The organism is Micromonospora sp. ATLC16, assembly GCF_057196645.1.
Genome location: NZ_JBXUOW010000015.1, coordinates 43,646 through 64,079 on the forward strand (window position 1 = coordinate 43,646; position 20,434 = coordinate 64,079).

Annotated in this window: 19 protein-coding genes and 1 pseudogene; 15 read left to right on the forward strand and 5 right to left on the reverse strand. The window is 71.8% G+C overall.

Translation table 11 applies throughout. The features are described 5' to 3' along the window. Positions 1-5 precede the first annotated feature (5 nt). Both AC2CHE_RS09125 and AC2CHE_RS09130 read left to right on the forward strand, forming a co-directional pair. The gene (locus AC2CHE_RS09125; protein ID WP_484504461.1) at positions 6-1,037 is read left to right on the forward strand and encodes a ferrochelatase; all 1,032 of its coding nucleotides are present in this window, start codon (positions 6-8) and stop codon (positions 1,035-1,037) included. 37 nt (positions 1,038-1,074) lie between these two features. Further along, positions 1,075-1,854 carry an HAD-IIA family hydrolase gene (locus tag AC2CHE_RS09130; RefSeq protein WP_247674807.1) on the forward strand — a complete coding sequence of 260 codons (780 nt, stop codon included), beginning with the start codon at positions 1,075-1,077 and terminating at the stop codon, positions 1,852-1,854. Positions 1,855-1,872: 18 nt separating this feature from the next. Here the strand turns inward: AC2CHE_RS09130 and AC2CHE_RS09135 are convergent, their stop codons facing one another. Beyond that, entirely contained in the window at positions 1,873-2,667 is a 795-nt protein-coding gene (locus AC2CHE_RS09135; RefSeq protein ID WP_484504462.1) for a hypothetical protein, read from the reverse strand. 205 nt (positions 2,668-2,872) lie between these two features. On the opposite strand from AC2CHE_RS09135, the gene AC2CHE_RS09140 reads away from it, so the two are divergent. Then, positions 2,873-3,685, forward strand: a complete 813-nt coding sequence (locus AC2CHE_RS09140) for a DUF3097 domain-containing protein (RefSeq protein WP_484504463.1) — start codon at positions 2,873-2,875, stop codon at positions 3,683-3,685. A gap of 77 nt (positions 3,686-3,762) precedes the next feature. After that, positions 3,763-5,052, forward strand: a complete 1,290-nt coding sequence (locus AC2CHE_RS09145; RefSeq protein ID WP_484504464.1) for an AI-2E family transporter — start codon at positions 3,763-3,765, stop codon at positions 5,050-5,052. 24 nt (positions 5,053-5,076) lie between these two features. Here the strand turns inward: AC2CHE_RS09145 and AC2CHE_RS09150 are convergent, their stop codons facing one another. Beyond that, positions 5,077-6,396 carry a serine hydrolase domain-containing protein gene (locus AC2CHE_RS09150; RefSeq protein ID WP_484504465.1) on the reverse strand — a complete coding sequence of 440 codons (1,320 nt, stop codon included), beginning with the start codon at positions 6,394-6,396 and terminating at the stop codon, positions 5,077-5,079. 83 nt (positions 6,397-6,479) lie between these two features. Here AC2CHE_RS09150 and AC2CHE_RS09155 point away from each other — a divergent pair, with 83 nt between their 5' ends. The 5 genes from AC2CHE_RS09155 to AC2CHE_RS09175 all read left to right on the forward strand — a co-directional run bounded on the left by AC2CHE_RS09155 (position 6,480) and on the right by AC2CHE_RS09175 (position 13,148). Further along, positions 6,480-6,950, forward strand: a complete 471-nt coding sequence (locus AC2CHE_RS09155) for an NfeD family protein (RefSeq protein ID WP_484504466.1) — start codon at positions 6,480-6,482, stop codon at positions 6,948-6,950. 4 nt (positions 6,951-6,954) lie between these two features. Continuing rightward, positions 6,955-8,064: an SPFH domain-containing protein gene (locus AC2CHE_RS09160; RefSeq protein WP_484504467.1), complete on the forward strand. Its 1,110-nt coding sequence runs from the start codon at positions 6,955-6,957 to the stop codon at positions 8,062-8,064. Between the two features lie 440 nt (positions 8,065-8,504). Further along, positions 8,505-9,317: a hypothetical protein gene (locus tag AC2CHE_RS09165; RefSeq protein ID WP_484504468.1), complete on the forward strand. Its 813-nt coding sequence runs from the start codon at positions 8,505-8,507 to the stop codon at positions 9,315-9,317. 331 nt (positions 9,318-9,648) lie between these two features. After that, positions 9,649-11,838: a transglycosylase domain-containing protein gene (locus AC2CHE_RS09170; RefSeq protein WP_484504469.1), complete on the forward strand. Its 2,190-nt coding sequence runs from the start codon at positions 9,649-9,651 to the stop codon at positions 11,836-11,838. A 218-nt stretch (positions 11,839-12,056) separates the two neighbouring features. Continuing rightward, complete coding sequence (locus AC2CHE_RS09175; protein WP_484504470.1) at positions 12,057-13,148, forward strand: DNA glycosylase AlkZ-like family protein; 1,092 nt, start codon at positions 12,057-12,059, stop codon at positions 13,146-13,148. 438 nt (positions 13,149-13,586) lie between these two features. Here the strand turns inward: AC2CHE_RS09175 and AC2CHE_RS09180 are convergent, their stop codons facing one another. Continuing rightward, positions 13,587-13,775: a DUF397 domain-containing protein gene (locus AC2CHE_RS09180; protein WP_484504471.1), complete on the reverse strand. Its 189-nt coding sequence runs from the start codon at positions 13,773-13,775 to the stop codon at positions 13,587-13,589. After that, positions 13,762-14,374, reverse strand: a pseudogene (locus AC2CHE_RS09185) (Scr1 family TA system antitoxin-like transcriptional regulator). Before AC2CHE_RS09185 ends, AC2CHE_RS09180 begins: the two are co-directional and overlap by 14 nt. 278 nt (positions 14,375-14,652) lie before the next feature. Between AC2CHE_RS09185 and AC2CHE_RS09190 the strand changes: the two are divergent. From AC2CHE_RS09190 to AC2CHE_RS09215, 6 genes are all read left to right on the forward strand, one after another. Further along, positions 14,653-14,889, forward strand: a complete 237-nt coding sequence (locus tag AC2CHE_RS09190) for a hypothetical protein (RefSeq protein WP_484504472.1) — start codon at positions 14,653-14,655, stop codon at positions 14,887-14,889. Between the two features lie 52 nt (positions 14,890-14,941). Further along, complete coding sequence (locus AC2CHE_RS09195) at positions 14,942-15,196, forward strand: RNA 2'-phosphotransferase (protein WP_484504473.1); 255 nt, start codon at positions 14,942-14,944, stop codon at positions 15,194-15,196. Positions 15,197-15,253: 57 nt separating this feature from the next. Beyond that, positions 15,254-15,550 carry an ArsR/SmtB family transcription factor gene (locus tag AC2CHE_RS09200; protein WP_484504474.1) on the forward strand — a complete coding sequence of 99 codons (297 nt, stop codon included), beginning with the start codon at positions 15,254-15,256 and terminating at the stop codon, positions 15,548-15,550. Beyond that, complete coding sequence (locus tag AC2CHE_RS09205; RefSeq protein WP_484504511.1) at positions 15,550-15,936, forward strand: VOC family protein; 387 nt, start codon at positions 15,550-15,552, stop codon at positions 15,934-15,936. The genes AC2CHE_RS09200 and AC2CHE_RS09205 overlap by 1 nt, the downstream gene beginning before the upstream one ends. A gap of 109 nt (positions 15,937-16,045) precedes the next feature. Further along, the gene (locus tag AC2CHE_RS09210) at positions 16,046-16,891 is read left to right on the forward strand and encodes a TrmH family RNA methyltransferase (protein WP_484504475.1); all 846 of its coding nucleotides are present in this window, start codon (positions 16,046-16,048) and stop codon (positions 16,889-16,891) included. A gap of 77 nt (positions 16,892-16,968) precedes the next feature. After that, positions 16,969-18,924, forward strand: a complete 1,956-nt coding sequence (locus tag AC2CHE_RS09215; RefSeq protein ID WP_484504476.1) for a PucR family transcriptional regulator — start codon at positions 16,969-16,971, stop codon at positions 18,922-18,924. Positions 18,925-19,030: 106 nt separating this feature from the next. Here AC2CHE_RS09215 and AC2CHE_RS09220 read toward each other — a convergent pair whose 3' ends face one another. Then, positions 19,031-20,386 carry a MurL-like N-terminal domain-containing gene (locus AC2CHE_RS09220; protein WP_484504477.1) on the reverse strand — a complete coding sequence of 452 codons (1,356 nt, stop codon included), beginning with the start codon at positions 20,384-20,386 and terminating at the stop codon, positions 19,031-19,033. Positions 20,387-20,434 lie beyond the last annotated feature (48 nt).

Genomic DNA, 20,434 nt, shown 5'->3' on the forward strand with positions numbered 1-20,434 from the left:
GGCCCATGGTGTACGACGCGGTGGTGCTGGTGTCCTTCGGCGGCCCGGAGGGGCCCGACGACGTGTTGCCGTTCCTGCAGAACGTGACCCGGGGGCGGGGCGTCCCGCCGGAGCGGCTGGCCGAGGTCGCCGAGCACTACCAGCACTTCGGCGGGGTCTCCCCGATCAACCAGCAGTGTCGGGAGCTGTTGGCGGCGGTCCGCGACGACTTCGCCGCCAACGGGCTCGACCTGCCGGTGTACTGGGGCAACCGGAACTGGGATCCGATGCTCGCCGACACGGTGGCCCAGATGCGTGACGACGGCGTACGACGGGCGTTGGCGTTCGTCACCAGCGCCTTCGGCGGGTACTCCTCGTGCCGGCAGTACCAGGAGGACATCACCGCCGCGCGGGCTGCGGTCGGTCCGGACGCGCCGGTGATCGAGAAGCTGCGCCAGTTCTGGGATCATCCCGGCTTCGTCGAGCCGCACGCCGACGCGGTGCGCTCCGCGCTGGCCCAGCTCGACCCGGCGCGCCGGGACAGCACCCGGCTCGTGTTCACCGCGCACTCGGTGCCGATCTCGGCGGCGGACAGCGCCGGACCGCACGGCGGCCGGTACACCGCCCAACTCGCCGAGACGGCCCGGCTGGTGCACGCGGCGGCGGCCCCGGACCTGCCGTACGACCTGGTCTGGCAGAGCCGTTCCGGCCCGCCCCACGTCCCGTGGCTGGAGCCGGACATCAACGACCACCTGGAGACGCTTGCCGAGCAGGGCGTGACCGGGGTGGTGGTCAGCCCGATCGGTTTCGTCTCCGACCACCTTGAGGTGGTGTGGGACCTGGACACCGAGGCGTTGGACACGGCCAAGCGGCTCGGGGTGGACTTCGTCCGCGCCGGCACCCCCGGCACCGACCCGCGCTACGTGACCATGGTGCGGGAACTGGTGCGGGAACGGATCGCCCCCAACGGGGTCGAGTTGCGCCGTCGGCTGGGTGACCTGCCGATGTGGGACACCTGTCCCACGGTTTGCTGCGTCTCAGCCCGCCGTCCGTCCTGACCGCCCGGCGAACCCGACGACACCCCTGAGGATGACCATGCAGGACCGTAAGCCCGTCGAGAGCTGGCTCAGCGACATGGACGGGGTGCTGGTGCACGAGGGCCAGCCGGTGCCGGGCGCGCCGGAGTTCGTCAAGCGGCTGCGTGCCTCCGGCAAGCCGTTCCTGGTGCTGACCAACAACTCCATCTACACCCCGCGTGATCTGCAGGCCCGGTTGGCCCGGATGGGCCTGGACGTGCCGGAGCAGGCAATCTGGTCGTCCGCCCTGGCCACCGCCCAGTTCCTGGCCGACCAGCGGCCGGGCGGCACCGCGTACGTCATCGGGGAGGCAGGGCTGACCACCGCCCTGCACGCGGTGGGCTACGTGCTCAGCGACTTCGCCCCCGACTACGTGGTGCTGGGGGAGACCCGCACCTACAGCTTCGAGGCGATCACCAAGGCGGTCCGGTTGATCAACGACGGGGCGCGGTTCATCTGCACCAACCCCGACGCCACCGGACCCTCGGTGGAGGGCGCCCTGCCGGCCGCCGGCTCGGTGGCCGCGATGATCTCCAAGGCCACCGGAGTGGAGCCGTACTTCGTCGGCAAGCCCAATCCGATGATGATGCGATCGGCGCTGAACACCATAAACGCGCACTCGGAGAGCACCGCGATGATCGGTGACCGGATGGACACCGACATCCTCTGCGGCCTGGAGGCCGGGCTGGAGACCATCCTGGTGCTGACCGGGATCAGCTCCCGGGCGGAGGCGGAGCGTTACCCGTACCGCCCCTCCCGCATCGTCAACTCGGTCGCCGACCTGATCGACGAGGTCTGACCCCCGCCGGGCGGCGATTCAGGGTCGCAGGGGGGCGTTGCAGGCGGCCACGAGGGCCTGGCGGCAGGCGGCGGTGAGCGGGCGCAGGGCGGCGTCGCGCTGCTGGGCCTCGTAGTTGTTGACCGCGCCACCGGGCGCCGCGTGCCCGGCCAGGGCGAGCACCCGGTCGAGCACGGCGGCGCGGGCGAACAGCCGGCGCGAGCGCGGGTCGAACCCGGGGGGCAGGTCGGTGGTGCCGTCGGGGCGACGCAACGCCTCCAGGGCGCCGGCCAGCTCCGGACGCCACTGGGCCACGTCGAGGCGGGTGAGCGCGGCGGTGGTGTCGGCCAGCGCGGCGGCCAGCTCCGCCTCCGCCTCGGCGGCGCCGGGCAGGGTGAGGCAGGCGGCGGGAGCGTTCGCCGGCAGCGGGTGCACTCGCCAGAGCACCGTCTCGAAGGTGTCGCCGGAACCGGAGGTGTGTACGCGTACCTCGGGGATCAGCCCCAGCCCGCCGGCTATCACGGCCTCGCCGGCGAGCAGCGCGGCACCGGCGAAGTCGCCCGGGCCGGGCAGGCCGCGTGGGTCGCCCGGCGCCGGCAGCACCAGCCGGATCTCGTCCGGCGAGAGCTTGGCCAGGGTGGGCAGCGCGTCCCGCAGCGGTACGTCGGTCCAGGTGCCGGGCGCGTCGGCGACCAAATGCTCCTCGGTGCCGGCGACGGCGTCGGCGACTTCGTCGAACGGCACCAGCCCGGCGCGCCACGCGCGCACCCAGGCAACGAACCGGCTCGACCGGCGCGGCGCGAGGATGGCCGCACCCGCAGCGGGGGTGGACATGCCGAAAGAGTACGTGGTGACGCCCGTCCGTGTCTCGACTGCCGGGCCGCCGCCTCCCCGTCGCGCCGATCATGCAGTTGTGGCACGCGATTCGTTACTTTTCACGGCTTTTGCCACGTGCCACAACTGCATGATCGCGTTCGTCTGGCTGGGGGTGGGGTGTGTCGGGGGTGGGGGTGGGGGTGGAGGGGACTAGCGTGGCGGGATGGGGCGGCGGTACGGCGAGGACGTGTTGGCGGGGGACTGGCGGCGGCGGAAGGTGACCCCGGAGGTCGACGCCGAAGCGGACCTGGTGGTCGAGGACGCCGAATCCGGCTTCTGCGGGGCGGTCGTCGGCTTCGAATCCGGCGCGGTGGTGCTGGAGGACCGGCACGGTCGTCGGCGTAACTTTCCGCTGTTGCCGGCGGCGTTCCTGCTTGACGGCCGCCCGGTCACCCTGCGCCGTCCCACCCGGCCGCCGGTGCCGGCTGCCCGGCGGCGTACCGCGTCCGGGTCGGTCGCGGTGGACGGGGTCCGCGCCCGGGTCGCCCGAGCCGGCCGGATCTGGGTCGAGGGCGTGCACGACGCCGCCCTGGTCGAGCGGATCTGGGGCGACGACCTGCGCGTCGAGGGTGTGGTGGTGCAACCGCTGTCCGGCATCGACGCGCTCGACGCCGAGGTACGCGACTTCGGACCGGGTTCGGGCCGTCGGCTCGGTGTGCTTGTCGACCACCTCGTGCCCGGCTCCAAGGAGAGCCGCATCGTGGCCCGGGTCAACTCGCCGCACGTCCTGGTCACCGGTCACCCCTACGTCGACGTCTGGCAGGCGGTGAGACCGGCCGCGCTGGGCATCGCGGCGTGGCCGGTGGTGCCACCGGGACGGCCCTGGAAGGAAGGTGTCTGCACCGCGCTCGGTGTCGCCGGACCGGCCGACATGTGGCGGCACATCCTGTCCCGGGTGGACAGTTTCGCCGACGTGGAGACGCCGCTGATCAACGCGATGGAGCGGCTGATCGACTTCGTGACCGAAGCGGACTGAGCCGCCGGCCGCACCCGCGAGGTCGTCGACCGCTACCGTGAACGGCCTGATCCCTACCACCCCCCGGGGGTACGCACGTGAGCCGGTTAGAGCAGCTGCGACGGCTGTTGCGTCAGGCGTACGCGACGGGACGCGAGTCGGTGCGTGCGACCCGCGAGCGGGAGAAGGCGCGGCGTGCCGAGCGGGATCGGTTCATCGTCGACCCGGTGACGCCGACCGACGACGGTGCCGTCTCCACGGCGAGCCAGGACGACGCGGACGTGCCGAGAGGGCTGCGGATCGCCGCCGCCTGGTCGTGGCGGCTCATCGTCATCGGGATCGTCGGCTGGGGACTGCTGCGCGTCTTCGGCGCGATCCGCGTCGTCATCGTGCCGTTGCTTGTGGCGTTGCTGCTCGCCGCCCTGCTGGCGCCGGCCGTCGGCTGGCTGCTGCGCGCCCGGTTCCCACGTACGCTGGCCACGGCCGTGGTGCTCATCGGCGGGCTGGCCGCGGTGATCGGCACGTTGACGCTTGTGGTCAACGAGTTCATCGCGGGCCTGCCCGAGCTGACTTCCAGCGCCGCGGCCGGCATCGGGCAGATCCAGGACTGGCTGCGCGACGGACCGCTGAACCTCTCCGACACCCAGCTCGACAGCTACATCGAGTCCGGGCAGGACTGGGTCAACGAGAATTCGCAGGCGCTGACCAGCAACGCGATCGCGACCGCCGGCACCGTGGTCGAGGTGTTCACCGGCGCACTGCTGGTGCTGTTCGCCACGTTCTTCTTCCTCCGCGACGGGGACCGGATCTGGCGGTTCCTGGTCGGGATGTTCCCGGTCGCCGCCCGCTGGCGGGTCAACGACGCCGGGCGGGCCTCCTGGCGGACCCTGGTCGCCTACGTACGCGCCACGGTGTTGGTGGCGTTCATCGACGCGGTGGGCATCGGCATCGCACTGGTGGTGTTCGATGTGCCGTTCGCCTTCCCGCTGACGGCGCTGGTGTTTCTCGGCGCGTTCATCCCGATCGTCGGCGCGACGTTGTCCGGCGCGGTCGCGGTCCTGGTGGCCCTGGTGGACGGCGGCTGGGTCACCGCGTTGATCATTCTCGGTGCGGTCGTCGTGGTGCAGCAGGTGGAGGGCAACGTCCTGCAACCGTGGATCATGGGTCGGGCGGTGGCGCTGCACCCGTTGCCCGTGGTGCTGGCGGTGGCCGCCGGAGTGGTGCTGGAGGGCATCGTCGGCGCGCTTGTCGCCGTACCGCTGATCGCGGTGCTCAACACCGCCGTGCGCCGACTGTCCCGGCAACGGCCGACGCCACCGACTCCCCTGCCCCCGTCGCCGACGTCGCAGGTGCCCGACGCGGTGGTGGTCCGGTCCACCGCGCCGTGACGGTGCCGACGACCGGGCGGACCGTCAGGGTTCGTCGTCCGGGTCACGGGTGAAGACGAAGGTGGCGATGTCCAGGGCGACCGGGCGGCCCGCCTCGTCGCGCAGCACCGCCAGCACCTCGCCGTTCTCGACGCCGCTGACGCCGCGCCACCGGTCGGGGCCCTCCGGGGCGTAGCGGCTGACCCGGTCGCCGCGCAGGGTGCCGACCAGTTCGCCGCCCGCCCGGTCCCAGCTGACGTCGAGCGCCGTGCCCATCCACCACCAGCGGCCGGTCAGCGGAGCCAGGTCGGCCGGCGGTGGGGCCTCGGCCGGTGTCCACGGCCGGGTCGGCACGGGCTCGGCGTCGAGCACGTGGGTGAGGATCCGGTGGCCGAGCGGCCCGATCCCGCCGGTGCGGAAGCCGTACGCGTTGGCGAAGCCGACGACGCCGGTGCGGCTGGGACGGTGCACGGCCAGCGTGGCGACGTAGCCGGGCATGGAGCCGCCGTGCCCGACGTGGACCCGGTCGCCGTCGCGGGTGAGTTGGATGCCGAGGCCGTATCCGCCGCGCCAGGCGTCGAGGTCGCTGAGGATCACCGGAGCGCACATCTCGTCGACGGTGGCGGGGCTGAGGACGGCCGGATCCGGGTCGGCGAGGAAGGCCGCCCAGCGGGCGAGATCGGTGACGGTTGACCAGAGCTGACCGGCCGGCGCCATCGCCCGGCTGTCGGTCCGTGGCTCCTCCCGCAGCGTGTCGTGCCAGGGGTGCAGCACGTATCCACGGGCGAACGGCTCGGTGGCGGCGTAGGTGGTGCGGTGTAGTCCGAGCGGCTCCAGGATCCGCTCCTGCGCCAGCTGCGCCCAGGGAGTGCCGGTGATCCGCTCCAGCGCGCCGCCGAGCAGCCCGTACGCCAGGTTCGAGTAGTGCCAGACGCGGTGCGGCGGGTGCGCGACCTTCGTGACGCCGAACCCGGCCAGCAGGGCGGCCAGGTCGACGCCCTCGGTGCGTTCCCACCACGGCCCGTCGGGTTCGCGTTGCAGGCCGCCGGCGTGTCCGAGCAACTGCCGCAGGGTGGCCGGTCCGGCCGCCGCGGCCTCTGGCAGGTGTCGGCGCAGTGGGTCGTCCAGTGCCAGCCGGCCGGCGTCGCGTTCCTGCATGACCAGTACGGCCGTCATCGTCTTGGTGATCGAACCGATCCGGTACTGGAGATCGGCGCCGGGGAGCGGCTGCGTGCCGGCGGCGGCCAGATGGGCCAGCGCACCGTCGCGCACCACGCCGATGATCAGCGATGGGACGTGGCCGGCGGACTGCGCGTCGGCCACCAGAGCGTCGACCTGCCGGGTGGTTTCGGGACGCAGGGGCACGAAGTCTCCCTCGATGTCGGGGTGGGTCGCCCTAAGATCATGACAGTTCGATGACACGTGCACGGACGTGTCACGATCGTTACGTGGATGCCGTGTTGTGGATCGTGCTGGGTGTGGTGCTGGCGGTCGCTGAGATCTTCACGGCGACCCTGTTCCTGATCATGTTCGCGGTCGGCGCGTTCGCCGCTGCGGGCGCCGCCGCGCTGGGTGCGCCGGTGGCCGTGCAGGCGGTGGTCTTCGCGGTCGTCTCCGCACTTACCGTGTTCGCCGCGCGGCCGGTCATCCAACGACACAAGCAGACCAGCTCCGACAGCGGCGACACCACCTTCGGGGTCGAGGCGATCGAGGGCTCCACCGCCCTGGTACTTGAGCAGGTGGACGCCGACCGGGGCATGGTGAAGATCGACGGCGAGGTGTGGAGCGCCCGCGCCTATGACGCCACCCAGGTTTTCGCACCCGGCGAGCGGGTGCAGGTTATCCAGGTCAAGGGAGCGGTAGCCCTGGTCTGGCGGGACGTCACCACTCCTAATGAGCTACCCGAAGCGGAAAGGTGAACGGATGGAGTTCGTAGTTCCCGCCCTATTGATAGCAGTGGCGCTGATCGTCGTGGTCACCCTGGCCAAGTCGGTGCGGATCGTGCCGCAGCAGCGTCAGGACGTCGTCGAGCGGCTCGGCCGGTACAAGCGCACGCTGAATCCCGGCCTCAACATTCTCGTGCCGTTCATCGACGCGGTACGCACCAAGGTCGACATGCGCGAGCAGGTGGTCAGCTTCCCGCCGCAGCCGGTGATCACCTCGGACAACCTGGTCGTCTCGATCGACACCGTCCTCTACTTCAAGGTGGTGGACTCGGTCCGGGCCACCTACGAGATCTCCAACTTCCTCCAGGCGATCGAGCAGCTGACCGTCACCACGCTGCGTAACGTGATCGGCTCGTTGGACCTGGAGCGGGCGCTGACCAGCCGGGAGGAGATCAACCGGCACCTCTCCGGCGTGCTGGACGAGACCACCGGCCGCTGGGGCATCAAGGTGACCCGGGTGGAGATCAAGGCGATCGAGCCGCCGCCGAGCATCCGCGATTCGATGGAGAAGCAGATGCGTGCCGAGCGGGACCGCCGGGCCGCGATTCTGAACGCCGAGGGGCACAAGCAGTCGCAGATCCTCTCGGCCGAGGGTGAGAAGCAGGCGGCGGTGCTGCGCGCCGATGGTGACCGGCAGGCCCGGATCCTGCAGGCCGAGGGTCAGGCGAAGGCGATCCGTACCGTGTTCGACGCTATCCACCAGGCCAATCCGAGTCAGAAGGTGCTCGCCTACCAGTACCTCCAGGCCCTGCCGCAGATCGCCAACGGCACGGCCAACAAGGTGTGGATCGTGCCGACCGAGCTGACCAAGGCCCTCGAAGGTATGGGCGGCGCACTCGGCGGTCTGGGCCAGATGGTCGGTGACGCGCCAAGCAAGGAAGCCTCCGACGATGCCAGCGCCGTCGAGCGGGAGGCCGCGGAGGCCGCGCAGGCCGCCGCCGCGGCGGCCCAGGAGATCCACAACGAGGTACGCGTAGCCGAGGCGCAGGCCACCGGCGGCAACAGCCCGCAGGGGCTGCCCGCGCCGGAGCCGGTTTCCCCGGCTGCCCTGCTCAACGACACCTCGGATCAGCGCGAGCGCGGCTGATCCGATCCGGTGCTGTCGGCCCGAACCGCTTCGGCGGTTCGGGCCGTTCGCGTCCTGGCCCGGTTCGCGTCCTGGCCCGGTTCGCGTCCGAGACGACCTGGATGCGGGTGTGGCCTGCGCGTGGTCGGGTCGGCCCGAGATGCCGCATCTTGCGGTCTCCGTGCGGCCGGTGGGCCCGAGATGCCGCATCTTGCGGTCTCCGTGTGGCTGGTTGGCGCGGGATGCCGCGTCTCGGGCCGGCTCCGACCGGCGTCTGGACCGGTGGTCTCGCGCTGTGGCGGGGTGGGATTCCGCCGCGCGGCTCGGATCCGACGACAAATGCGAGAAATGCTCATTAAGTGGCCCGCTGCCTGCCACGATCGGTCCTAGTGCGGGTGGTGGCCAGGCATCGGGGCACCTCGGCGGGTCCCGGAACCGTCCGCAGGTGAGCGAGGTGACGCATGGAGCCAGTGCGGCGGCTGTGGTCCACGCCGGAGGTGCCCGGAGCCCACGACCCGCAGGGGCCGATCGGCACCCGGCGTACCGGTGGGGGGTTCGGCGTCCTCCCCTTCGTCGACGAGCCGGCACCACCCAGACCCGCCACCAACGCCAGTTGGGCCTGGTCGCTGCGGCGGCTGGCCCGCGCTGCGGTCTGGTTGCTGCCGGCGTACGCGATCCTCTACGGCGCGGTGGCGATGGCCAGCGACGGTGGGGTGGGCAACGATCCGTATCCGGCCGAGGGTCGGGCCCTGTACCTGATCGGTTGGGTGGCCGCGGTCTGGCTCGGCCTGCTGGCCCTGCTCGGCCTGACCGGGCTGCTGGCCGCCACCCGCAGCCGCCACGCCGCAGTGTCCGGCCTGCTGGTCAGCATCGCCGGTACGGTGCTGATGCTGCCCTTCGCGGGCCTGTCCGAGCACACCCCGGTCTTCGGCACCAGCGCCCGTTCGCTGGTGCTGGTCGGTGCCACCTGCTACAGCGCCGGCTGGTTGCTGACCGGGTGGGCGGTGGCGCGTTCGGGGATGTTCAGCATCGGGGACGGGGCGATGCTGATGATCGCCAGCCCGCTGCTTGGCCTCGGCGGCGCGCTGATCGGTTCGCTGCAGACCTTTGGCGCTATCTTCGTGTTGATCTCCGGCATCGGCATCTGCTACCGCTCGGGCCGCCTGCTGCCCCGGGAGATCCTCCGGGACGCCACCAGCGCCAGCGTCGCCACCGCCGGTCCGCCCGCGCCGATGGGCCCCGGCGGCGGCGCGGGCCCACTCGGAACCGCCTGAGGGAAGCGAGTCGACCCGCATCGCCGGGCGGAACCCCGGTGCGGCACGGGCGTGACGCCCGAGTCGCCCGGCCCTGGCGGCGGCCTGAGTGCGGCACGTACGCGACGGTCTCATCGGCGGTTGTCCGACGTTCGTCGCCACGCCGGGATGCCGACGAGTCGGAACCGTTTGTCTGTCCTGTGACTGGCTGTGCCGCCTGTCGGCGCTCGAACCGGATCCGGCGATTTGCTCGTCGACAAGCGCAGCAGCGGCTGGCAAATAGCGGTGAATTGCCTGACAACTGGCCGATTCTGGTGGCCGGAAGGTGGCATTCGCGGCAATCCTGGGGACCATGGCCACCCCTACGCCGCTGTCGCGGCTGCTCACCGTCGTGCTGGCCGGCGTGCTCGCCGGTCTGGTCCTGGCGGTCGCCGCGCTGCCGGGCAACCTGTTGCTCGGTTTCGCCACGGAGGCGGCGCTCGGGAACTACGCCGCGCTGCCCGACGCGTTGCGGACCCCGGCCACCCCGCAACGGTCCTACCTTTATGCCAACGACGGCAAGACGTTGCTCACCACGTTCTACGACGTCAACCGGACCGACGTGGCGCTGGCGGAGATCGCGCCGGTGATGCGCCAGGCGATCGTGGCCGCCGAGGACCGGCGCTTCTACGACCACGGCGGGGTCGACCTGCGCGGCATGCTCCGGGCGGTGGTCAGCAACGCCACCGAGGGCAGCGGGCAGGGCGGCTCGACGCTGACCATGCAGTACGTCCGCAACGTGCTCAAGACCGACCCGAGCCGCACCGCTGCGGAGCGGGCCGCGGCCACCGAACCGACGATCGGCCGCAAGCTCCAGGAGATCCGGTACGCCAACGCGCTGGAACAGCGTCTCGGCAAGGACGAGATCCTCAACCGCTACCTCAACATCGCGTACTTCGGCTCCGGGGCGTACGGGGTGGCCGCCGCGAGCCAGCGTTACTTCTCCAAGGCGCCGGCCGACCTGACCCTCGCCGAGGCGGCGCTGCTCGCCGGCCTGGTGCAGTCGCCGGAGGCGTACAGCCCGATCGACGGTGACGCCGACGCGGCGTTGGAGCGCCGGGGGTACGTGCTGGACTCCATGGTCGAGACCGGCGCGATCACCGCCGAGCAGGCCGCCGAGGCCGGGGCCGGGAAGGTGATGTTGGAGCCGAGCGAGCAGGCCAACGGCTGCGCCGCCACCGCCAGCGGGCGCGACGAATGGGGCTTCTTCTGCGACTACCTACGCCGCTGGTGGGTCGCCCAGCCGGAGTTCGGCGACACCGAGCAGGAGCGGGAGCAGGCGCTGCGACGCGGCGGGTATTCCGTGGTCACCACGCTGGACCCGCAGATTCAGGCCACCGCCCAGCGTCAGGCCACCGGCATCTACGGGTACGACAACCCGCGCGCGGTACCGATCGCCGCCGTCGAGCCCGGCACCGGTCGCGTCCTGGCCATGGCGGTCAACCGGCACTACAGCCTCGACAACAACCCCGACGGGCAGGTCAACTACCCGAACACCGTCAACCCGTTGATCTCCGGCGGTGCCGGTGTCGCCGGCTACCAGGCCGGCTCCACCTTCAAGCTGTTCACCATGCTCGCCGCGCTGGAATCCGGACGGACCCTGTCGACCGGCTTCGACGCGCCGAGTCGGCTGCCCACCCGGTACCCGGCCGAGGGGGAGAGCAGCTGCGACGGTCGCTGGTGTCCGGCCAACTCCAACCCGGAGTGGATGGACGGCTACCGGATGATGTGGGACGGCTTCGGCCGCTCGGTGAACACCTACTTCGTCTGGCTGGCCGAGCAGATCGGGCCGGAGAAGGTGGTAGAGATGGCCCAGCGGCTGGGCATCACCTTCCGCGCCGAGTCCGACGCCGACTTCGCCCAGCACGACGCGGCCGACTGGGGCGCGTTCACCCTCGGCGTGGCCGCCACCACCCCACTCGACCTGGCCAACGCGTACGCGACGGTGGCGGCCGAGGGGACGTACTGCGCGCCGCTGCCGGTGGTGTCGGTGACCGCGGCGGACGGTCAGCGGCTGCCGGTCGGCGATCCGGACTGCCACGAGGTGCTGGACCCCGACGTGGCCCGCGCCGCCACCGACGCGGCGCGCTGCCCGGTGGGTCAGCAGTCCGCCTTCGGGCAGTGCAACGGGGGTACCGCCACCGCGGTGAACCGGATTATCGACGGGCGCCCGGTGGCCGGCAAGACCGGCAGCTCCGACCAGGCAGCCACGGAGAGCTTCGTCGGCTTCACCCCGCAGGTCGCGGTCGCCGGTATCGCCGCCAACCCGGACGACCCGACCGACCACGTCGGCGCCGCCGTGCAGGCCCGGGTGATCGACGCGGTCGCCCGGACCATCGCCACGGCGGTCGAGGGCCAGCCGGAGCAGGCTTTCACCCCACCCAGCCGTGAACTCGTCGGCACCCCCCGCCGCCCGGTCGAACGCGACCCGCTTCCCGATCCCCGCCGTACCCCCGACAACCCCCTGTCCGACCTCCGCCGCTGGCCCCAAAACCGCGGCTAACCCCCCGGCCCCCCGGCCCCCCGGCCCCCCGGCCCCCCGGCCCCCCGGCCCCCCGGCTGCACCTCGTTGATCATGTGGTTAGCGGCAGTTTGGAGATCAAAAACTGCCGCTAACCTCATGATCAACGGGGCGGGGCGGGGTGGGGTGGGGCGGGGCGGGGTGGGGTGGGGTGGGGTGGGGATCTTGAGAGAGTCGGTCGGTCGGGTAGGGTCGGTGGTGTGGTCGTTCATCGACTGACGGGGGACGACGCCCGGCGGATCGCGGTCCAGGCCCAGTTGCTCGCCGTGCCGCGTCCTAGCGACCTGGTGGAGGTCGTCGAGCGGCTCACGATCCTGCAACTCGATCCCACGGCGGCCATCGCGCCAAGCGCCGATCTGGTGCTGTTCAGCCGGCTCGGTCCGACCTATGAGCCCGCGCACCTGACCAGGGCGATCGAGGTCGAGCGCAACCTGGTCGAGACCGTCGCCTACATCCGGACGCCGGGCGACCTGCCCGCCGCGATCGCCGAGGCCCGCGCCGCGACCCACCCGTCTGCCCGAGCCTGGCTGGAGCAGAACGCGTCGTTTCGCCGGGACATCCTGGCGGTGCTGGCGGCGAAGGGGCCGCTGCTGTCCCGGGACATCCCCGACACCAGCGTGGTTCCGTGGCCATCGAGCGGCTGGACCAACAACCGCAACGTCACCAGGATGCTCGAACTGCTGGCCCGGCACGGCGAGGTGGCGATTTCCGGCCGAAAGGGACGGCAACGCTACTGGGATCTCCCCGAGCGGGTGTACCCGGTCGACCTGCCCGATCTCGATCCGGTCGAGGCGGCCGGGCTGCGCGACGAGCGCCGGCTCGCCGCGCTGGGCATCGCGCGGTCCGGTGGCACGCTGACCCCGAACGAGTCGCCGTTCGTCGGCGTCGCGGGGGAGGAGGCCGAGGTCGAGGGCGTACCCGGGACCTGGCGGGTCGACCCGGCGTACCTCGGGCTGCCGTTCGAGGGGCGCACCGCGCTGCTGTCGCCGTTCGACCGGCTGATCCACGATCGGGTACGCACCGAGCAGTTGTTCGGCTACGAGTACCTGTTGGAGATGTACAAGCCCCGGGACAAGCGCCGGTGGGGGTACTTCGCGCTGCCGGTACTCCACCATGACCGGCTCGTCGGCAAGCTGGACGCGACCGCCGACCGCAAGGCGGGCGTCCTCGTCGTCAACGCCCTGCACCAGGACGTTCCCTTCACCCGGGCGATGTCCGCCGAGGTCGACGCCGAGATCGAGGCTCTCGCCACCTGGCTCGGCTTGAAGACCACCCGCGCCCAGACGTCGTAGCCACCGGCTCGGACCGCGCCGGCTGGCCCGCCGTTGAAACGTGTACCCGATCCCGGCCCTGGCCGCTCGCCCCGGTCGACGTTCAGCGCTCACGGCCGTCGGCGTGACCGCTCCCGGGCGCTGCGGTCCGACCGGGACCTGCCGGTCAATCACCTGGAGGGCCCCAGGGCGCGGGTTGCGGCATCTTGGGGTGTCAGCGGAGCGGGAGGGCGCAACATGCCGCAACCCGTGAGCGCGGCGGGGCGGCGGTCGGCTGGTGTGTCGGTGGGAGTAGTGGCCACCGGCGACGCCGAGGAGGGACGAAAGCCGGCGGCCCGGTGCCTGCGACGCTGGGCGTCAAGGCGCTGCCCGGGTGAACGGTGTCAGGCGCTGCCCGGGTGAACGGTGTCAGGCGTTGCCTGGGTGAACGGTGTCAGGCCTTGCCTGGGTGAACGGGGGTCAGCGCCGCTTGGCGTGGTCGAGGAAGGAGCGCCAGGCGGCCGGGTCGAAGGCGAGAACCGGGCCGGACGGATCCTTGCTGTCGCGGACGGCGACCGTGCCGGGCAGGTTGTCGGCCACCTCGACACAGTCGCCGCCGGAGGAGTTGCTGCGACTGGATTTGCGCCACCGGGCGTTACTGAGGTCCATGTTGGCTCTCAACTTCCTTGATCAGGGCGATCGAGAGGTCTTCGGGAAGGGCGACGCCCCGCACGCACTCCCATCTGGCGAGCAGTGTAGCCAGCCGCTCTTCGGTGTCGGTCTCCTCGCCGCCGAGCCTCGTCGATCACCGCGACGAGCTGTGGTGGACGATCGCGGTGCAGGATCTCCTGGCGTTCCAACCGCACCGCCACCTGTTGCTCGATCTCCTGCTCCGGACGGGTGTCGTCGAAACGCAGCACCGCGCGGGCGTAGTTCTCGGTCTGGAGCAGGCCGGGGATCAGGGTCGGATGGAAGCAGCGGAGCTGGCGGGCGGCGCGCTCGGCCTTGAGCCAGGGCATGAACCAGGCAGGCCGACCGTCCTGCTGGGCGGTGCGCAGCAGCGACTCGAACAGGCCACCGGTCTCCAGGATCTCGTCGGCCCGCCGGGCGTACGGCAGGTCGACCGCACGGGTGCCGGTCTCCACCGCGGACACCGTGGAGGCCGAGTAGTTCGTCCGCTTGCCGAACTCGTCCTGGTTCATGCCGGCCAACGCCCGCTGCTTGCGCAACTGGACGCGGAGCAGATCCACGCCCTGCTCGCCTTCCATCCGACCTCCAGGAACTCGTCAAGATCCCCAGCCGCTGCCGAGCGGTCGCCAAGATCCGCCGACTGTCGCCGCGACCGGGCCCGGCGTGTTCCGAGCGTAGTGGTGTCCTCAGCAGACTGTCACGCATGCGGATCCGCTTCACGCCGGGCAGAGCTGGGGCGGGTCCTGCCCCGGGGCCGTCCCCGCTTCCCCCGTGCCGGGGGCGGCCCCGATCCGGCAGCCTGCCGTCTCGCGCCGTCGCGAGCGACGGCCACACCCCGCACACTCCGCTGCGACCGATGTGGTGCTGCCGGGCCTGCGGGCAGCCGTGGCCGTGCGGCCCGGCGCGACTGCGCCTGCGGGCGGAGTACACCGGCGACCGCCCCGGCCTGTCGATCTACCTCGCCGGCCTGATGCACGAGGCCATGCGCGACCTGTACCACCTCAACGCCCGCGACGCTCCCGCGCCGGTGGCGCTGTTCGACCGGTTCCTCGCCTGGGCGCGCCGGCGGCCTGCGAACGACCCGCCGACCTGACGCGCCGGTGGTCTCTCAGCGGCGGGCAGCGCTGGTGCGCAGCGAAGCGACGATGTGTACGTTCCACATCGGGCCAGGTGGGCGCTGCTCGAAGCGCTCGCCCGGCATCCGCTCGGAGGGGCTGCGACCACGCGGTCGTACCCATGTCCACCTGTCGGTGGACCGGGAGACCGCCGCCACGGTCGGTGCCCGACGCGGTGTCCCGGTGGTGCTGAGCATCGACGCGGCCGGCATGCACCGCCATGGGTTCGTCTTCTGCCGGGCCGTCAATGGCGTCTGGCTCACCGGCCACGTCCCACCTGGTTGAATCGTCGACGACGGGTCCGCTTGACAGGCAAGTGGGTACTTGCCTATAACTGTGCCTGTGGACGCCGACCCTGACCTGTTCAAGGCCATCGGTGACGCGACGCGACGCACGATCCTGGACGAGTTGATCGACCGGGACGGTCAGACACTCTTCGAGATCTGCGGCCGACTGACCATGAAGCACAACCTGACCTCGTCACGCCAGGCGATCTCCCAGCACCTCGCGGTGCTCGAACAGGCCGGTTTGGTGCGCACCCGGCGACAAGGCCGCTACAAGTTCCACCACATCGACACCGGCCCGCTGCGCTCGATCGTCGAGCGGTGGCCCATCGACCGAGAGGCACCAAACCCGTGATCCGTATCCACGTGACAAGCGTGTTCGCCGACGACCAGGCCAAGGCGCTCGCCTTCTACACGGAGAAGCTGGGATTCACCAAGAAGACCGACATGCCCGCCGGTGAGTACCGCTGGCTGACCGTCGTCTCGCCGGCCGACCCCGACGGCGTCGAGCTGCTGCTGGAACCGGACGCGCACCCGGCGGTGGGTCCGTACCGGCAGGCCCTGGTGAACGACGGTATTCCGGTCACCTCGTTCGCCGTCGACGACGTGTACGCGGAGGTCGAGCGACTCAAGGGACTGGGCGTCGAGTTCACCCAGGAGGCGACCGACCTGGGCCCGGTGGTCACCGCCGTGCTCGACGACACCTGCGGCAACCTGATCCAGATCGCCACCATGAAGTAGCCGTCCCGCCGACCCTGCCGGACGATCACCTGCCGCTGCCGCTGCCGCTGCCGCTGCCGCTGCCGCTGCCGCTGCCGCTGCCGCTGCCGGCGTACCGTCGGCACCTGCGGTGTCCGGCGTCGGGGGGTCCGGCAGAATCGGCGGGGTGCCCGTCCACCTGATCACCGAGCCCGACGACGAGCGGATCGCCGACTACCGGGCGCTCACCGACGTCGAGCTGCGTACCCGCTGGGAGCCGCCGCACGGCCTGTTCATCGCCGAGGGTGAGCTGGTGCTGCGGCGGGCGCTGCGGGCCGGCTACCCGGCCCGGTCCTTCCTCGTCGACGCCAAGCGGGCCGACCAACTGGCCGACCTGGACACCGGCGACGCCCCGGTGTACGCCGCCACCCCCGACGTGTTGCGCGCGGCGACCGGGTTCCACGTGCACCGGGGGGTGCTCGCCTCGTTCCGGCGCAAACCGCTGCCGGCCGCCGGTGCGGTGCTCGCCGCCGCCGGTCGGGTGGTGATCCTCGAAGACGTCAACAACCACACCAACCTGGGCGCTATTTTTCGGGCCGTGGCGGGGCTGGGGGTGGACGCGGTGCTGCTTTCGCCGACCTGCGCCGATCCGCTCTACCGGCGCAGCGTACGGGTCAGCATGGGTGAGGTCTTCGCCGTGCCGTACGCCAAGCTGGAACCGTGGCCGACGGCGCTGGCCGACGTGCGGGCCGCCGGATTCACCGTGCTGGCGATGACGCCGGCACCCGACGCGGTGCCCATCCAGCGGCTGGCCCCGGCCCAGCGGTCCCGGGCCGCGCTGCTGCTCGGCGCCGAGGGCGCCGGGCTGACCGGCGCGGCGCTGGCGGCCAGCGACGCCCGGGTGGTGATCCCGATGCGCCGTGGCGTGGACTCGCTGAACGTTGCCGCCGCCACCGCCGTGGCCTGCTGGGAACTGGGCCGGGACGACCCGATCTGAGCGACCGCCGGCCACCCTGGCAGCCGCCGGGGCACCGTCGAGCATCCCCTCGGATCACGGACGGTAGCGTGTCGCGGGTGTTCCCTACCGTGCGTGAGGTGCTCGGCCTGGACCCGGTCCGCCACGGCGCGCCGCGCCTGGTCGCCGGGGAGATCGGGCTGGATCGCCGGGTCCGCTGGGTGCACGTCGCCGAGGTGCCCGACATCGCCACCCTGCTCGGCGGCGGCGAGCTGGTGCTCACCACGGGTATCGGGCTGCCCGGCGACGACGCCGGTCTGCGGGCCTTCATCGGTGACCTGGCCGGCGTCGGTGTCTCCGGGCTGGTGGTCGAGTTGGGCCGCCGCTACCTCGACGGCGTACCCCGGGTGATGGTGGCCGCCGCCGAACGCCACGGCCTGCCGCTGGTGGAGCTGCGCCGGGCCACGCCGTTCGTGCGGATCACCGAGGCGGTGCACGCCCTGATCGTGGACGCCCAGCTCACCGAGCTACGGGCCACAGAGGAAATTCACCAGCGGTTCACCGAGCTGTCGGTGGAGGGCGCCGACCCCGCAGAGGTGGTCCGGCAGGCGGCCGAGTTGTCCGGCTGCCCGGTGGTGTTGGAGAACCTGTCCCGCCAGGTGCTCGCGTACGACCCGGCGGGGGAGAGCGCCGAGCTGCTGCTGGACGGGTGGGAACAGCACTCACGGCGGATCCGGCCCGAGGGGCGCACGGCGTACGACCCGGACCGGGGCTGGCTGGTCACCATGGTGGGTGCCCGGGGGCAGGACTGGGGACGGCTGCTGTTGCGCTGGCCGCCCGGTGGCGACCTCGCCGGCGGGCAGCCGTCGCCGGTGTCGGCCGGTGGGCGGTCCGCTCCGGTGTCGGCCGGTGGTCGGTCCGCCTCGGCGTCGGCCTGCGGGCGGGCCGACGCGATCCCGGCCGGAGGTGGCGGCTCGTCCTCGGCACCGCCGACCAGGTTGACCATCCTCGTGGAGCGGGCGGCGTCCACGCTGGCCCTCGGTCGGTTGATCCGACGCGACGCCGAAGGGCTGGAACGCCAACTGCACCGGAACCTGCTCACCGCCCTGCTCGACCACTCCTGGCCGGTGGACGAGGTGGCCCTGCGGGCGCGGGCGCTCGGGGTGGTGCTGGAACGCCGTCTGCTCATCGGCGTGGTGGTCCGCCACCGGGCCGACGACGGCGGTGAGGACACCGTGCGTCACCGTCAATCGGCGGGCAGCGGGCCGCTCACCGAACCGGGACACCCCGGCGAGGTGCTCGACCACGCCGACATCGGGCCGGCCCGATTGCGCGACCTCGCCGAGGCCGCCGGACAGGCGCTGCGCGAGGCCGGTCTGACCGGGCTCACAAGTGCCCTGGACGACCACACGGTGGGCGTCCTGCTGGCCCTGCCCGACGCGGCGGCGGAGGAGCGGACGCTGTCCGCCTTCGCCGCCGCGCTGCGCCGGTCCCGCCCCGACCAGCCCGGGCACGCTGATTCGTCGGAGCGTGCCGAGCTGTCTGGGCGCGCCGAACCCCTGGGACGCTCCGGAGCGGCCAGCCGCTCCGACGTGCGCGCACCGAGTGGTGGTCGACGCTCAGTCGCCGGGCTGCTGGTCGCTGCCGGATCCGGCGTGGGCAGCCTGCGCGAGGCGCGCCGATCACTGATCGAGGCCCGCCAGGTCGCAGACGCGGCCCGCCGGGACCAACGTGACCTGCCGATTTTCCGGCTGCCCCACGTCGGGCTGGCCGGACTGCTGCACCTGCTACGCGACGAGCCCCGGATGCAGACCTTCGTGGAACGGCAGCTCGGCGCGCTCCTGGCGTACGACGCGCAGCATCCCCGGGAGCAGTTGCTCGGCACCCTGCGGGCCTACCTGGAACAGGGCCGGAACAAGTCGGCGTCGGCCGCCGCCGCCCACCTGTCCCGCCCGACGTTCTACGAGCGGCTGGCCCGCATCGGCCGGATCCTCGACGTCGACCTCGACTCGGTCGACGCCTGCCTCTCCCTCCACGTGGCCCTGCTGGCCCTGGACGCCATCCGCACCCCCTGACCACCCCCCAACCCTGCCCAGCCTTCGCCGATCATGCACTTGTGGCACGTCACAAATACGGCACAGCGGCAGGAAATGGGTGCCACAAGTGCATGATCGTGGGGGGTTAGGGGGTGAGGGTTTGGAGGGTTTTCTGGTAGGTGGGGGGGATGTGGTGGTCGGCGGCGGCGGGGGTGAAGGTGTCGGAGGAGGCGGCGGTGGACCACGCCTGCTCGGGGACGGCGGCGACCAGGGCGGTCACGACGGGGGTGTCGCGCCAGTCGGGCTGCTGGGCGAGCAGGCTCAGCGCGACCACCGACTCCTCCACCTCGCCGACGCACTCGAACGGCTTGTGCCCGTCGATGCCGAGCAGCTCGCGGTAACCGGGAATCTGCGCGGAGTCGGCGAGCAGGTCGCCGCCGAAGATGTGGGTGATCCGCTCGCGGGGCATGAACGGAGCCAGGGCCAGGAAGACGAAGCGGCACTTGGGGCAGTCGCGGCACCACCGTTCGCTGGCGTCGCGGAGCTTGAACGCGGCGTTGCAGCTGGTGACCACGTCGTCGTAGCGGTCGATGCCGGCGAACATTCGGGCGATGTGCAGCTCGGACAGTGGGCGCAGCAGCGAGAAGTACGGCTCGGCCAGGCCGGCGTGCTCGGCGAGCGCGGCCCGCAGCAGCCCCTCGGCCTCGACGCCCTTGGACCACTGGTGGTTGATCTCGTGACCGTTCCAGATCAGGTTCGGGTCCGACGCCGAGCGCTCGTTGGACATCACCACCGGGCCCAGACCGTGCAGCACCGCCGTGGCGACCGCGATCAGCGAGTTGATCGCGGTGACCGGGATGTGGCCGTTGCGGGCGCCGGCCGCGTTCAGCTCGAACAGCACCGGATCGATGCGTCGCCGGGCCGCGAGAGCGGGCAGCCCCGACGCCGCGTTCACCGCGTTGATCACGTGGTTCGGGTTGACCGAGAAGGGCACCGGGTCGAGGCCGGCCCGACGCAGCGCCTCCAGGCTGACGATCGAGTCCTTGCCGCCGCCGACCGCCGACAGTGGTCGCCGGTCGGAGTTGTCGTACTCGGCCGCCGGCTTGACCCGTCCGTCGGGCACGCGCGGGGTCAGCTCCAGCACGTGCGGCAGTTGGTTGCGGTATGCGTACTCGGCGAGGCCCTTGGTGTAGACGGCCGTGACGAACTCGACGGCGGCCGGGCCGAGCGGTGCCGGCAGCTCCAGCTGCCCTGGCGCGGCCGTCTTGTAGTAGCTGACCCCGGCCACCACGTGCAGCAGCTCCAGCACCCGACCCAGCGCCGCCACGGCGGCGTCCGACGGGGACTCCGCCGGCACCGGCAACGTGACCACCTCGGTGAACAGTTGCTCACCATCGGGTCCGGTCAGGGCGTAGTCGAGCAACACCTCGCCGGTGGACAGGTCGATCGAGTAGGACGGGAAGGTGAACGCGTCCATCCGCGCCAGCTGCATGTTGAGCACACGCCATACTAGGCCCTGGTCCGTCCGGTCGTGCCCGGCTCGGCCGGA

Excerpts from the sequence above, each read along its gene's own strand:
- AC2CHE_RS09125 (WP_484504461.1), top strand. The coding sequence starts at position 6 with ATGGTGTACGACGCGGTGGTGCTGGTGTCCTTCGGCGGCCCGGAGGGG.
- AC2CHE_RS09130 (WP_247674807.1), top strand. The coding sequence starts at position 1,075 with ATGCAGGACCGTAAGCCCGTCGAGAGCTGGCTCAGCGACATGGACGGG.
- AC2CHE_RS09135 (WP_484504462.1), bottom strand. The coding sequence starts at position 2,667 with ATGTCCACCCCCGCTGCGGGTGCGGCCATCCTCGCGCCGCGCCGGTCG.
- AC2CHE_RS09140 (WP_484504463.1), top strand. The coding sequence starts at position 2,873 with ATGGGGCGGCGGTACGGCGAGGACGTGTTGGCGGGGGACTGGCGGCGG.
- AC2CHE_RS09160 (WP_484504467.1), top strand. The coding sequence starts at position 6,955 with ATGGAGTTCGTAGTTCCCGCCCTATTGATAGCAGTGGCGCTGATCGTC.
- AC2CHE_RS09165 (WP_484504468.1), top strand. The coding sequence starts at position 8,505 with ATGGAGCCAGTGCGGCGGCTGTGGTCCACGCCGGAGGTGCCCGGAGCC.
- AC2CHE_RS09170 (WP_484504469.1), top strand. The coding sequence starts at position 9,649 with ATGGCCACCCCTACGCCGCTGTCGCGGCTGCTCACCGTCGTGCTGGCC.
- AC2CHE_RS09180 (WP_484504471.1), bottom strand. The coding sequence starts at position 13,775 with ATGGACCTCAGTAACGCCCGGTGGCGCAAATCCAGTCGCAGCAACTCC.
- AC2CHE_RS09190 (WP_484504472.1), top strand. The coding sequence starts at position 14,653 with ATGTGGTGCTGCCGGGCCTGCGGGCAGCCGTGGCCGTGCGGCCCGGCG.
- AC2CHE_RS09195 (WP_484504473.1), top strand. The coding sequence starts at position 14,942 with ATGTGTACGTTCCACATCGGGCCAGGTGGGCGCTGCTCGAAGCGCTCG.